Here is a 12,726-nt window from a genome sequence, read left to right as displayed (position 1 = left end):
GGGATTTTTTTTGCCTGGAAAAAGATCACTAGCCGAAGCGATAGATGTCCATGCCCAGCGCTCCCAGGGTGAACCCTTGATGCGCAATGCTGAAATCGCCACCGGCGGCGCGAGCAAAGTACAGCGGCAACAAATGCTCATCACTCGGATGGTTGCGCACGGCGTTTGGCGCTTGCGCACGATAGTCATGCAACACGGCTTCATCGTCCGCCGCCAGTTTTTCGATCATCCAGTCGCGGAAGGATTGTGCCCAGGGCTCGACGCTTTCCGGGCCGGCGTGCCAGTCCAGCTCCCGCAGATTGTGGGTAATGCTGCCCGAGCCGATCAAAAGCACGCCATGTTCGCGAAGACTGGCCAAGGCATGCCCGACGCGGGTTTGCAGGGCAGGGCCGCCACGGGTGGGCAGGGAAACCTGAACAATCGGGATATCCGCCTGCGGATACATCAACGACAAGGGGACCCAGACGCCATGGTCGAACGGTCGCTGGCTGTCGAGGCGTGCGGCAAGGTCATTGGACTTCAACAGCTCCACAACCTCTGCGGCCAACGACGGGTCCCCCTGTGCCGGGTACTGCACGTCGAACAAGGCTTTTGGGAAACCGCCGAAGTCATGCCAGGTTTCAGGCTGCGGATTTGCGCTGACCAGCAGCTCATGGCTTTCCCAGTGCGCAGAAACAATCACGATGGCCTTGGGTTTCGGCATCTCGGCGGCAAGACGCGCGAGGGCCGGTCCGCTGGCGCCTGGTTCGAGGGCCAGCATGGGGGAGCCATGGGATATGTAAAGGCTGGGGAACATGAAAGCGCTCCTGAGAGTTAAGATGTCACCATCTTCAATCAGTCATTGATCTAAATCTAATATAAGTTTTAGGGTGTTTTGATCGAATTTTCGGGGTTATTTATGCAGCCGGAGTTTTGGCACAAGAAGTGGGCATCGAACCAGATCGGCTTTCATCTGCCGCAGGTGAACCCTCATCTGAAGCGGTTCTGGCCAGCGTTAAGCCTTGAAGAAGGCGCACGCGTGTTGGTGCCGTTATGTGGGAAGAGCCTGGATTTGCTGTGGCTCGCCCACCAAGGTCATGAGGTCCTGGGGGTCGAACTGTCGGAAAAGGCCATTGAGGAATTTTTCAGCGAACATGGCTTTGATCCGGCCGTCAGCGAGCAGGGTCCGTTCAAGGTTTATCGGGCAGGCTCCATCGAGCTGTGGTGCGGTGATTTCTTCGAGCTGACGGCCGGCGATGTTGCCGATTGCACGGCGCTGTATGACCGCGCCGCATTGATCGCGATGCCGACAGAAATGCGAGAGCGCTATGCCGTTCATTTGAAGCGGATACTGCCGAAGGAGTCCCATGGCCTGGTGATTACCCTGGACTATGACCAGACGCAAATGCCCGGCCCGCCGTTCGCCGTACTCGATGATGAGGTGCAGCGGTTGTTCGGGGACTTGTGGGCGCTGAAGATTCTGGAAGATCAGGATGTGTTGAGCGAGAGCGGGAAGTTTCTGGAGGCGGGTGTCACGCGGCTTGAGGAGCGGGTGTATCGGGTTTCCAGTCGGTAGAGATGTATTGTTTTTGCTGGCTTCATCGCGAGCAAGCTTGCTCCCACAAGGGTTCTGCGGTTTTCACGGATCCCATGTAGGAGCAAGCTTGCTCGCGATGAGGCCCTCACAAACACCCCAATGACCAGCAAACAAAAAAAGGCCCGCATCACTGCGGGCCTTTTCTATTTGTACAACGACTGTTAGCCCCGACGACGTGCCAGAGCGTCGATACGCTCTTCCAGCGGCGGGTGGCTCATGAACATGCGGGCAAAGCCTTGCTTGATGCCACCGTTGATGCCAAAGGCATTCAGGGTGTCCGGCATGTGCACCGGCAGCCCCTGTTCCGCACGCAGGCGTTGCAGAGCGCCGATCATCGCGGCAGTACCGGCCAGGTTTGCACCGGCCTCGTCGGCGCGGAACTCACGCTTGCGCGAGAACCACATGACGATGGAGCTGGCGAGGATGCCCAGAACCAGTTCGGCGAAGATGGTCGCCACGTAGTAGGCAATGCCCTGGCCTTCTTCGTTCTTGAAGATCACTTTGTCGACGAAGTTGCCGATGATCCGTGCGAAGAACATCACGAAGGTGTTCACCACGCCCTGGATCAGCGCCAGGGTGACCATGTCGCCATTGGCAACGTGGCCGATTTCGTGAGCCAGAACGGCTTTCACTTCGTCCGGCGAGAATCGCTCGAGCAAACCCTGGCTGACCGCGACCAACGCGTCGTTCTTGTTCCAGCCAGTGGCGAAGGCGTTCGCCTCGTAGGCCGGGAAGATACCGACTTCGGGCATCTTGATCCCGGCTTCGCGGGACAGTTGCTCGACGGTTTGCAGCAGCCATTGCTCATGACGAGTGCGTGGCTGGGTGATGATCTGGGTGCTGGTGCTCATTTTCGCCATCCACTTGGAGATGAACAGCGAGAACAGCGAACCTGCGAAACCAAAGACCGCACAGAAAATCAGCAGCTGATTGAGGTTGAGATCAACCCCATTGGCCGCCATGAACCCGTTGAAGCCGAAAAGGCTCAGGGTGATGCTGGCAATCAGCACGACCGCCAGGTTAGTGGCCAAAAACAGCAGGATGCGCATCATGGTTGTAGAAATCTCCTTGAGCTAAAGATGTAGCGTACTGCGGGGTATATAAGGTGCTGCACCGGGGTATTCAACCGGGTGACTATTTCAAACTGTGTCCTACGACAACAGCTTAGCTGTTTGCAGGACATTTCCGAGGTGAAAGACGGAAGTGTTTGTAAGTCAATTGACGTCACGAACCCCGGAGTCGTTAGACACAGGAAGGTACGACGTTATCGGTTGAGGGTAGCTGCAGCAGTGAATGACAGCGCGTCAGCAAGTGTTGCTGAATGAATCACCGTGCGACGTGTGTCACACGGTGAACAGACCGCTTACTGGCGATAGGACTTGAGGAAGTTGCCGATACGCCCGATGGCCATGTCCAGGTCGTCCACCCGTGGCAGGGTCACGACACGGAAGTGGTCCGGCCATGGCCAGTTGAACGCAGTGCCTTGCACCACCAGCAGCTTCTCGGAAAGCAGCAGGTCCAGAACGAATTTCTCGTCGTTGTGGATCGGGCAGACTTTCGGGTCGATGCGCGGGAATGCATACAGCGCGCCCATCGGCTTGACGCAGCTCACGCCCGGAATGTCGTTGAGCAACTCCCAGGTGCGGTTGCGTTGCTCCAGCAGGCGGCCCTGCGGCAGCACCAGGTCATTGATGCTCTGATAGCCACCGAGTGCGGTCTGGATCGCGTGCTGGCTCGGTACGTTGGCACACAGGCGCATGTTGGCCAGCATGTCGATGCCTTCGATGTAGCTCTGGGCGTGGTGTTTCGGGCCGGAAATGGCGATCCAGCCGGAGCGGAAGCCGGCCACGCGGTAAGACTTGGACAGACCGTTGAAGGTCAGGCACAGCAAGTCCGGCGCCAGGGAGGCGGTGCAGATGTGCACGGCATCGTCGTAGAGAATCTTGTCGTAGATCTCGTCGGAGAACACCACCAGATTGTGCTGGCGGGCCAGCTCCAGCATGCCCAGCAACACTTCCTTCGAGTACACGGCACCGGTCGGGTTGTTCGGGTTGATGATTACCAGCGCCTTGGTGTTCGGGGTGATCTTGGCCTTGATGTCCGCCAGGTCCGGCCACCAGTTGGCTTGCTCGTCGCACAGATAATGCACCGGATTACCGCCGGACAGGCTCACCGCAGCAGTCCACAGCGGATAGTCAGGCGCCGGGACCAGCACTTCGTCGCCGTTGTTGAGCAGGGCCTGCATCGACATCACGATCAGTTCGGAAACGCCGTTACCCAGATAGATGTCTTCAATGCCGACGCCTTCCACCTGCTTTTGCTGGTAGTACTGCATCACGGCCTTGCGCGCGCTGAACAGGCCCTTGGAGTCGCTGTAGCCTTGTGCCGTCGGCAAATTGCGGATCACGTCCTGGAGGATTTCATCCGGCGCTTCGAAACCAAAAGGCGCCGGGTTGCCGATGTTCAGCTTGAGGATGCGATGGCCTTCCTCTTCCAGGCGTTTGGCGTGCTTGAGCACTGGGCCGCGAATGTCGTAGCAGACGTTGGCGAGCTTGTTCGATTTGCTGACCTGCATGGCGATGTGTTCCCGAAAATGAACGATCCAGGCGGCGAGTGAACAGCCGTACTGGGAATCCTGCGTATTCACACAGGCCTGACGCCTTGAGATGCAGCACCCATAAAACCGTTTGAATGCGCGTGGTCTGGCTGCCAGACTGGGCTTTGACGAGGCGCAATCATACGTGCCGCCCGATCAGTGGAAAAGGTACAGATCGGGCTTTTTCAGCTGCAGAGGTGTGATGATGGAAAAGTTGGAAAAAACCCAGGAAGAATGGAAAGCAATGCTCGATCCAGAGCAATACAACGTGTGCCGTCTAAAAGGCACCGAACGACCATTCTCCGGCAAATACAACGCCACCAAGACAGACGGTGTGTACCACTGCATTTGCTGCAACGAGCCACTGTTCGACTCCCAAACCAAATTTGATTCCGGCTGCGGCTGGCCGAGCTTCTACGCGCCGATCGGCGACAATGCGATGACCGAGATCCGCGATGTCAGCCACGGCATGATCCGCACCGAAGTGGTTTGCGCCAAATGCGATGCCCACCTGGGGCATGTGTTCCCGGACGGTCCTCCGCCGACCGGACTGCGTTATTGCATCAACTCGGTGTGCCTGGACCTGGTACCGCGCTCGTAATGCGACGCCTCGCTATTCCCCTGTAGGAGCTGGCTTGCCAGCGATGGCGCCCTTAAATGCGATGCAGTATTTGAGGGCCTCTTCGCGGGCAAGCCAGCTCCTACAGTAAAAAAGCCTGGGACAGATCAATTATTTAAATTGCACACAATTCAATTGCTCGCTATTTTTGTGCTTCGTCCTTCCAATCGGAAACCTGAACCATGAGCGACAATCTGCTGAGCATTCCTTGCACCACCATCAAAGGTGAGCAAAAGACCCTGGCGGATTTCGCCGGCAAAGCTGTGTTGGTGGTCAATACCGCCAGTAAATGCGGCTTTACCCCGCAGTACAAAGGTCTGGAAGAGCTGTGGCAGACCTACAAGGATCAAGGTCTGGTGGTACTCGGTTTTCCCTGCAACCAGTTCGGCAAGCAGGAACCGGGCAACGAAGGGGCGATTTCCGAGTTCTGCGAGCTGAACTTCGGTGTCAGTTTTCCGCTGTTCAAAAAGATCGATGTCAACGGCTCTGATGCCCATCCGCTGTTTGTGCAGTTGAAAAAACGTGCGCCGGGTCTGTTGGGTTCCCAAGGGATCAAGTGGAACTTCACCAAGTTTCTGATCGGCAAGGACGGGAAACTGGTCAAGCGCTTCGCTCCGGCAACCAAACCGCAGGACCTGACCCGCGAGATCGAAGCCCTGCTCAAATGAATACCTTGTCCGTCGATTCCCTGAAACTCGACAGCCAGCTCTGCTTCAAGCTGTACGCCGCGTCCCGGGCGGTGATTCGTGCCTACAAGCCGATGCTCGATCAATTGGGCCTGACGTACCCGCAATACCTGGCGATGCTGGTGTTGTGGGAGTGGCAGGAAGCCGCGCCGCAGCAGCCCACCGTCAAGGCGTTGGGCGAGCGACTGGCCCTGGATTCCGGCACGCTGACGCCGTTGCTCAAGCGCCTCGAGCAACTGCAATTGGTCCAGCGCCAGCGTTCGGCGCGGGACGAGCGTGAGGTGCATCTGAGCCTGTCTCCAGCCGGGCAGGCCTTGCGCGAACAGGTCGGACCGCTCAAGGCTCGGCTGTTATGCGACAGCGGGGTGGATCTGGACCGCTTGAATGACTTGCGCAATGGTCTGGACCAACTGCTGGGGCAAATCAAGGCGCTGTCATAGTGGGGATCCATAAATCCAGCAGGGCGGCCAGCTCCTCGCGCCTGAAGGGTTTGGCCAGATAGTCGCTCATGCCTGCCGCACGGCAACGTTCGCGTTCTTCGGACATGGCGTTGGCCGTCAGCGCAACAATAGGCAGATGTGGCCAACGTCCGCTGCGGCGGATATGCCGACTGGCTTCATAGCCGTCCATCACCGGCATGTTGCAGTCCATCAGGACCAGATCGAAATCCCGCCGCTCCAGATGATCCAGCGCCTCGGCCCCGTGGGTGGCGGTCACCACCTCACAGCCGAGTTTGCCGAGCATGCCCTTGGCCACCAGCTGATTGACCGGATTGTCCTCCACGAGCAGCACGCGCCCGCGCCGCAGGAGGTTCAGTGTGTCGGGACGAGCCTTGTTGAGTGTGGAGTGTTCCGGTTGCAGGATTCGTTGCAAGGACTGGTACAGCGCAGTGCGTGCCAGGGGCCGTGCCTGTTGCTGCAGTGGAGCGAGTGCGCTGACCTCTTCGCTGGGCATGAAGTTACCGTAGGCGGTCACCAGCAGAATCGGAGCGGTAACGGTCGGGCGCAGGTTGAACAGGCATTCGGGGCAGTCGGTGATCAGGATGTCGAGTTCGACGCCGATCAGCGGGTCATCGATGGAGCGCCGCTGAAATTCGAGTCCCCAGGCCGGCAACACGGTACTCAGCAGCTCTGCCAGGCCACTGCTGGCGGCAGTGATCGCAATGACCTTGCCTTGGAGTGGTGCGGGCTCAATCGAGCGAGTGTGACTGGGTAACGGCAGAATCGCGCAAAACTGGCTGCCAAAACCCGCCTCGGAGCTGATCGTCAGGCGTCCCTGCATGGCTTCGCAGAGGTTGTAGGTCAACGCCAAGCCCAATCCCGTGCCGCCGAATTGCCGAGTGATGCCGGCACCGGCCTGGGTGAACGGCTGGAAAATCTTGAACTGGGCGTCCTGAGGGATACCGATGCCGGTGTCGCAGACTTCGATTCTGACTCCGCCTTCGAATGCCGACAGGCGCACGTCGACTCGACCGAAGCGGGTGAATTTGAGGGCATTGGAAAGAAGGTTACTGACGATCTGCCGAACGCGGGTCGGATCGCCGAGCACCAGCGCCGGGAAATGCGGATCGATCAGGCAGGTCAGCTCGACGCTTGGCGCGGCGTTCTGTGACAACAGGTTGGCGGTGTCTTCGATCAGTGAGCCGAGATCAAACGGGATGTTTTCGAGTTCGAGCTGGCCGGCATCGAATTTCGACAAATCAAGAATATCGTTGAGCAGTTCCACCAGGACTTTGCCCGAGTCATGGGCGATGGACAGTTGTTGCTGTTGTTCGGCAGTGAGCGGTCCGTCGAGGGACAGGGCAATCATGCCCAGCAACCCGTTGAGGGGCGTGCGGATTTCGTGGCTCATGTTGGCCAGGAACACCGAGCGCGCTTCGGCCATATCCAGTGCCGTGCTGCGGGCGATTTCCAGTTCCTGATTGGACTGGCTGAGCCGGGCATTGATGGCCTTGAGCTCGGTGGTGCGGGCCGAGACGATGTTTTCCAGTTGGCCGAGGTAATCGGTCAGACGGTTTTCGGCGTTGCGTCGCTGCTGGATTTCGGTGGCGATATTATTGAATTGCCGGTTGGCAACCTTGACCAGCACCCCGATTTCATCTTTGGCATGCCCCGCAGGACACTCCAGCGTCGTGGGTTCCGGGCTGCGCGGATCACGGCTGCTGAGTTCGCGAATCACCCGTACCAGCGGTTTGGTCAACATCACATAGAAGAGCGCCAGCAGGATGCCCGTCAGGATCAGGCTGCGCGCAAAGCCATTGAGCAGCGTGACTTCTGCCCGACGCAGGAACCGGTTGCCGAAGGGATAGGTGTCGACATCGAGCCGCAAACTGCCGAGGGATTCATTCGGGTATTGACCCAGATAAAGGCGATCCTCGAAGCGTCGGTTGGCACCGAACAGGTAGTCGCTGATCACCCGATAGCTGCTCTCCATGGCCGGGCGCTTGATGTTGGCCAGCACGGTTCCGTTGTTATCGGTCAGCTTGGCGCCAATGATTGCCGGTGAGCGCAACAGACCCTGAGTGAGTTCCTTGGCGAGTTCGGCGTCGATGTTATAGGCGATGCGCGAGGCCGGGTTGTGGCTGATTTCCAGCAAAGAGAGGATTTCACGATTGATGGAGGCGTCTTCGCTGGCATAATCGATGCCTATTTGTACAAGGCTGAGCAGCGTGCCCAGAATGAAACCGACCAGCACGGTAAGCCGTGCTTGTTTGTACGAGAGCCGGTGGGTGAATTTGATATCCATGGGCGGATGGGCCACTTCCTTTTCTTTTCGCTGCTCAGCATAGTCGATCATGCCTGGCGACCGATGTTCTTGCGTGCCTGATACAACCGGGTAAGTCGCTCACCGGACGCTGTTTTTCGTCGTTCTATTGCCATCATTACTGTGAACGTGCCCGAGGAGAAGTCGTGGATTCCCGATTGAATGCTTTTCTTGAACGTGCCGATGCCGTTCTGGCCCGTATCGAACCGTTGTTGCCGGCCCCCCGGTCAGCCATTGACTGGACTCAATGTCTGGCCGCGCGCTGGCAACGAGAGGGGCGCAGCGGCTTTTTGTTACCGTTGGAAGTCAGTCTCGACATGCGTCTGTCCGACCTGATCGGCGTCGATTGGCAAGTCGAACAGCTGGGCCGAAATACCCAACAATTCCTGGATGGCATGCCCGCCAACCACGCATTGCTGTGGGGCTCGCGTGGTACCGGTAAATCATCGCTGGTGCGTGCCTTGCTGGCCGAGCACGCCAACGCCGGTCTGCGTTTGATCGAGATCGAGCGCGATCACCTGGCGGATCTGCCTCGTGTGGTCGAACAGATCGCCAAATTGCCCCAGCGTTTCGTGCTGTTTTGCGATGACCTGTCGTTCGAGTCAGGCGAGGGTGACTACCGGGTGCTGAAAAGTGTACTCGATGGCTCGCTGGAACAGGCACCGGATAACGTGCTGTTGTACGCCACGTCCAACCGTCGCCACCTGGTGCCGGAAAAGGAAAGCGATAACGAAAACTGGAAACGCGTCGACGGTGAACTGCATCCCAGCGAGGCGGTGGAAGACAAGATCGCGCTGTCGGACCGGTTTGGATTGTGGTTGTCGTTCTACCCGTTTACCCAGGACCACTTTCTCAACGTCGTCGAGCACTGGATCGGTCAGTTGGCCGACAAGTCGGGCCTGGCGTGGCAGCGCACCGAAGAACTGGACATCCTGGCCGTGCGTTGGGCCACTGGCCGCGGCAACCGCAATGGACGTTGCGCGTATCAATTTGCCCGTTATTGGGTCGGGCTGAAGTTGTTGGAGCACAAGGCATGATCGATTTACAAAAGAGCGGCCAGGGCCTTGAGGGTTACGGCATGTTGCATGCGCAACTGGAGTCATTGCTGGCGGACGAGCGGGACTTCATCGCCAATGCCGCGCAGTTCTCGGCGTTTCTGTTCAATCAGCTCGATGACCTGAACTGGGCCGGCTTCTATCTCAATCGCAACGAAGAACTGGTGCTTGGTCCATTCCAGGGGCAGATCGCCTGCGTGCGAATTCCGTTCGGCCGTGGTGTGTGCGGGGCGGCAGCGGCGACCTTGCAAACCCAGCTGGTGGAAGACGTGCACGCGTTTCCCGGGCACATCGCCTGCGACAGTGCATCGAACAGTGAGCTGGTTGTGCCGCTGGTCAAGGACGGCCGATTGATCGGCGTGCTTGACCTCGATAGCCCGAAACTGGCGCGCTTCACTGCGCAGGATCAGGCAGGCATCGAACACTTGGCAGCGATTTTCCTGCGCCTCACCGACTGCTGATCAACCGGTCAAACCAGCCTTGGCCAGCAAGCCTGCCGTGTCCACGGTATCGATTTGCTGGGGATCGAGAAAGCGCTGGGCGTACTGCAAATAGATGTGTGCGTCGATGAACAGCCCGAACAGTTCGGGATCGATGTGAGCATCACGGCACATGAAGGCCATGATCCCCAGCGCTTCGCTCAAGGTCTTGGCTTTCTTGTAGGGACGATCGGCGGCGGTCAGCGCCTCGAAAATATCGGCAATCGCCATCATCCGTGCCGGCAGGCTCATGTCTTCGCGCTTCAGGCGTTTTGGATAACCGGTGCCGTCCATTTTTTCATGGTGACCGCCAGCCAGTTCCGCGACGGTGCGCAGGTGACCGGGGAAGGGCAGGTGGTTGAGCATCAGAATCGTCTGCACCATGTGGTGATTGATGATGTAACGCTCCTCGCTCGTCAGCGTGCCCCGGACAATGCTCAGGTTATACAGCTCGCCCCGATTGTATTTGTAGGTCGGTACATCGAGTTTGAACCCCCAGGGGTTATCGTCCGGGATTCGTTCGCTGTCAGCGCGCTCGAACAGGTGTTCAGGTTTGTCCGCCAGCAACGGTTCATCGACGGGCAGGGAGGGCGCGGGTGTTCGGGCCTGGCGCCGGTTTTCTTCCCAGGACACACCTAGCCGGTCATCCAGGGTTCGACGCCAGGTCCGTTGGGCCAACGTGCGCAAGCGCTGCAAGTCCGCTTCGGCCATGGCCTCGCCACCGAGATTGCAGCGGGCGACGAAGGTGAAATCATCATCCAGTCCGGCCAGGTCGGCATCGCGCTGCTGCGCTAGCTGCTGTTCATCGTTTCCCTGGGCAATGGCTTGCCAATACTTGATCCAGACATCGCGTTTGAGCACCTCGAAACGGGTGCGGACTTCGTGGATGCGGTCGTTCAGGGTTTCCAGTTTCGTGGCCTTGTCGACAACGTATTCCGGCGTGGTGACCTTGCCGCAATCGTGCAGCCAGGCGGCGATGTGCAGCGCTTCCCAATCATCTTCGGTGGGTTGATAGCTTTTGAAGGCCGGCGCCTGGCTGGCGGCTGCCGCTTGGGCGAGCATCAGCGTCAGTTCCGGCACGCGCTGGCAATGACCGCCCGTGTAGGGGCTTTTGGCGTCGATCGCGCCGGCCAGTAATTGAATGAAAGCATCCAGCAGCTGCTTCTGCCGGGCTTGCAGGCGCTGGCTTTCAATACTGACGGCGGCCGCGCCGGACACCGCCTGGAGAAACGCGATGCGGTCCGGTTTGAGTTTTTCCAGGTCATTCTGGCTGCCGCTGTCGGGCAAAAGAAAGACCAGCAGACCCACGGTTTCGTTATGCCGATTGTGCAGACGGATACCGATCAGGTGAACCCGCGGACATTCCAGTGCGAGCATCACCTTCTGCAAATCCCCCGCCTGTTCGAACCCGAGACTGCTGACGATATTGTCGACCGTTGCCAACTGGTGCATCCATTGAGGGCTTTGTGAGTCCTGTAGCGAGTGCCCTCCGATGTCGAAAGACGACCAGTCCTCGGCGCTGTTATTGAGTACCAACCCTTGGGGTTCCATGCGATCCCCGTCACCTTCGCGCAGGTAAATCAGCCCGGCCTGGGCCTGGCCGATTTTCACGGTTTCGAACAGCACCCGCTGCAGCAACGGTGCAAAACGGGTTTCAGCGCTCAGGCTGTCAGTGATCTGGAAGAAACTGGCCAACGTGTCTTTCATACGCGCCATCGACACGCTGAGCTGGTCCACTTCGAGCACCGGAGAGCGACGGGAAGCCGGAAAATTGAAGTCGAAACTGCGAATCGCATCGGCTTCCTGCACCAATGCCCGTAGGGGTTTGACCAGAACTCTTGATGTCAGCCATCCCAAAGGCAAACACAACAATAACGTTGCGAGCGTAATCAGGGTGCCTTGCCAGCGCATGCGGTAGGCGTCGACGAGCAACTCGTCCTCGGGCACCAGCAGTGCCAATTGCAGTCCATTGGGCCCGCCTTCCTGCATGCTGCTGCGGGCCACGATCCATTGCCGGCCATCGGCGTTCAGGCGATTGCCTTGGGGAGGGCTTTTGAGCAGGGCGCCAAGACTGGGGCTCAGGTCGGCAGCCTTGGCGAGACGGGCGGTCTGATCGGCGATGATCAGCTTGCGGCTGTCGGGGTAGGCGATGGCATTGCCCTCGGCATCGAACAGCACGATTTCAGTGTTGGGGGTCACGACATGCTTGGCCAGGGTTGCGCTGAGTTCGGCCAGGGTCAGGTCAGCGCCTATGACCGCGTTATCGCCGCTGCGGCGGGCCAGCGTCGTGCCGATGTCATGGGTGGAGAAAAAGATATAAGGCTCGGTGGTAATTTGATTCTCGGCACTGCTGGCGTTGGTAAACCAGGCGCGGCTGCGTGGATCGTAAGTGTCGCCTGGGTTGTCCTGGCGGCTGAGCAAGGTCAGATGTTGATCGAAGAATAACGATTGCGAACGGGGCTGACCGTTGTTGTCATGCTCGATGCTCCACACCTGATAGTCCGCTGTCGTGGGGGCCTTGAGCAGGTTTTTCAGAGGCTGGTTGCGCAGCGGGCGAACCATGAAGAAATCACCATTGCCATAACCCAGGTACAGCGAGGCCAGATCGGGATTGTCCTTGAGGGACTGGCTGAACGGCTTGAGCAGCGCCAGGCGTTGTTCCAGGTCAGGCGCCTGACTCGCCGGGTTGGTCGCCAGCAGGCTCAGCAGTTGACGAATCGGTTGATAAGTGGCGTGCAGGTCCAGCCGGACATCCTGCTCGATGCGATTGAAGAGTTTTTCACTGCTGGAAAGGATGATTTGTGTGGTTTGCCGATAATTGAAGATGCCCAGCACCACCCCGGTCAGCAACAGCAGGAAGGTGAACATCACGCTGATATGGACGTGCAGCGAAAACCTGCGTGGGTCCGGGTGCAGTGGGCTAGGCATTGCAGGCTCTCCAGGAGGGTTAAC

The 12,726-nt window shown here is 58.6% G+C and carries 11 protein-coding genes; 6 read left to right on the top strand and 5 right to left on the bottom strand.

Annotated features, from left to right (window positions below; genetic code table 11):
- Positions 1-28 precede the first annotated feature (28 nt).
- The gene (locus CKW19_RS26080) at positions 29-796 is read right to left on the bottom strand and encodes a class III extradiol ring-cleavage dioxygenase (protein WP_095061109.1); all 768 of its coding nucleotides are present in this window, start codon (positions 794-796) and stop codon (positions 29-31) included.
- A 102-nt stretch (positions 797-898) separates the two neighbouring features.
- On the opposite strand from CKW19_RS26080, the gene CKW19_RS26075 reads away from it, so the two are divergent.
- Positions 899-1,555, top strand: coding sequence for a thiopurine S-methyltransferase (locus CKW19_RS26075; protein ID WP_095061107.1), 657 nt, complete (start codon positions 899-901; stop codon positions 1,553-1,555).
- Between the two features lie 182 nt (positions 1,556-1,737).
- Here the strand turns inward: CKW19_RS26075 and htpX are convergent, their stop codons facing one another.
- A complete protein-coding gene (htpX, locus tag CKW19_RS26070) occupies positions 1,738-2,628 on the bottom strand; it encodes a protease HtpX (RefSeq protein ID WP_095061105.1) in 891 nt (296 codons plus the stop codon).
- 311 nt (positions 2,629-2,939) lie between these two features.
- The gene (locus CKW19_RS26065; RefSeq protein WP_008030363.1) at positions 2,940-4,151 is read right to left on the bottom strand and encodes a pyridoxal phosphate-dependent aminotransferase; all 1,212 of its coding nucleotides are present in this window, start codon (positions 4,149-4,151) and stop codon (positions 2,940-2,942) included.
- 226 nt (positions 4,152-4,377) lie between these two features.
- Here CKW19_RS26065 and msrB point away from each other — a divergent pair, with 226 nt between their 5' ends.
- The 3 genes from msrB to CKW19_RS26050 all read left to right on the top strand — a co-directional run bounded on the left by msrB (position 4,378) and on the right by CKW19_RS26050 (position 5,917).
- Complete coding sequence (gene msrB, locus CKW19_RS26060; protein WP_095061103.1) at positions 4,378-4,773, top strand: peptide-methionine (R)-S-oxide reductase MsrB; 396 nt, start codon at positions 4,378-4,380, stop codon at positions 4,771-4,773.
- Between the two features lie 200 nt (positions 4,774-4,973).
- On the top strand, positions 4,974-5,459 hold the full coding sequence (locus CKW19_RS26055; protein ID WP_095061102.1) for a glutathione peroxidase: 486 nt from the start codon (positions 4,974-4,976) through the stop codon (positions 5,457-5,459).
- Complete coding sequence (locus tag CKW19_RS26050; RefSeq protein ID WP_095061100.1) at positions 5,456-5,917, top strand: MarR family winged helix-turn-helix transcriptional regulator; 462 nt, start codon at positions 5,456-5,458, stop codon at positions 5,915-5,917. Before CKW19_RS26055 ends, CKW19_RS26050 begins: the two co-directional genes overlap by 4 nt.
- On the opposite strand, the gene CKW19_RS26045 is transcribed toward CKW19_RS26050, so the two are convergent.
- A complete protein-coding gene (locus CKW19_RS26045; protein ID WP_095061154.1) occupies positions 5,901-8,222 on the bottom strand; it encodes a response regulator in 2,322 nt (773 codons plus the stop codon). The genes CKW19_RS26050 and CKW19_RS26045 overlap by 17 nt on opposite strands.
- Positions 8,223-8,386: 164 nt before the next feature.
- Here CKW19_RS26045 and CKW19_RS26040 point away from each other — a divergent pair, with 164 nt between their 5' ends.
- Positions 8,387-9,277, top strand: coding sequence for an ATP-binding protein (locus CKW19_RS26040; RefSeq protein WP_095061098.1), 891 nt, complete (start codon positions 8,387-8,389; stop codon positions 9,275-9,277).
- A complete protein-coding gene (locus CKW19_RS26035) occupies positions 9,274-9,756 on the top strand; it encodes a GAF domain-containing protein (protein WP_095061096.1) in 483 nt (160 codons plus the stop codon). Before CKW19_RS26040 ends, CKW19_RS26035 begins: the two co-directional genes overlap by 4 nt.
- On the opposite strand, the gene CKW19_RS26030 is transcribed toward CKW19_RS26035, so the two are convergent.
- Complete coding sequence (locus tag CKW19_RS26030; protein ID WP_095061094.1) at positions 9,757-12,702, bottom strand: HD domain-containing phosphohydrolase; 2,946 nt, start codon at positions 12,700-12,702, stop codon at positions 9,757-9,759.
- Between the last annotated feature and the right edge of the window lie 24 nt (positions 12,703-12,726).

This window comes from Pseudomonas sp. Irchel s3f7 (assembly GCF_900187615.1).
GTDB lineage: Bacteria > Pseudomonadota > Gammaproteobacteria > Pseudomonadales > Pseudomonadaceae > Aquipseudomonas.
Note: the sequence above shows the minus strand (reverse complement) of the source record. Positions and strands in the feature narration are given on the sequence as shown.

Coding starts and splice junctions, on each gene's coding strand:
- CKW19_RS26030 (WP_095061094.1), bottom strand. CDS start 12,702: ATGCCTAGCCCACTGCACCCGGACCCACGCAGGTTTTCGCTGCACGTC.
- CKW19_RS26045 (WP_095061154.1), bottom strand. CDS start 8,222: ATGGATATCAAATTCACCCACCGGCTCTCGTACAAACAAGCACGGCTT.
- CKW19_RS26055 (WP_095061102.1), top strand. CDS start 4,974: ATGAGCGACAATCTGCTGAGCATTCCTTGCACCACCATCAAAGGTGAG.
- msrB (WP_095061103.1), top strand. CDS start 4,378: ATGGAAAAGTTGGAAAAAACCCAGGAAGAATGGAAAGCAATGCTCGAT.
- CKW19_RS26035 (WP_095061096.1), top strand. CDS start 9,274: ATGATCGATTTACAAAAGAGCGGCCAGGGCCTTGAGGGTTACGGCATG.
- CKW19_RS26050 (WP_095061100.1), top strand. CDS start 5,456: ATGAATACCTTGTCCGTCGATTCCCTGAAACTCGACAGCCAGCTCTGC.
- htpX (WP_095061105.1), bottom strand. CDS start 2,628: ATGATGCGCATCCTGCTGTTTTTGGCCACTAACCTGGCGGTCGTGCTG.
- CKW19_RS26075 (WP_095061107.1), top strand. CDS start 899: ATGCAGCCGGAGTTTTGGCACAAGAAGTGGGCATCGAACCAGATCGGC.
- CKW19_RS26080 (WP_095061109.1), bottom strand. CDS start 796: ATGTTCCCCAGCCTTTACATATCCCATGGCTCCCCCATGCTGGCCCTC.
- CKW19_RS26065 (WP_008030363.1), bottom strand. CDS start 4,151: ATGCAGGTCAGCAAATCGAACAAGCTCGCCAACGTCTGCTACGACATT.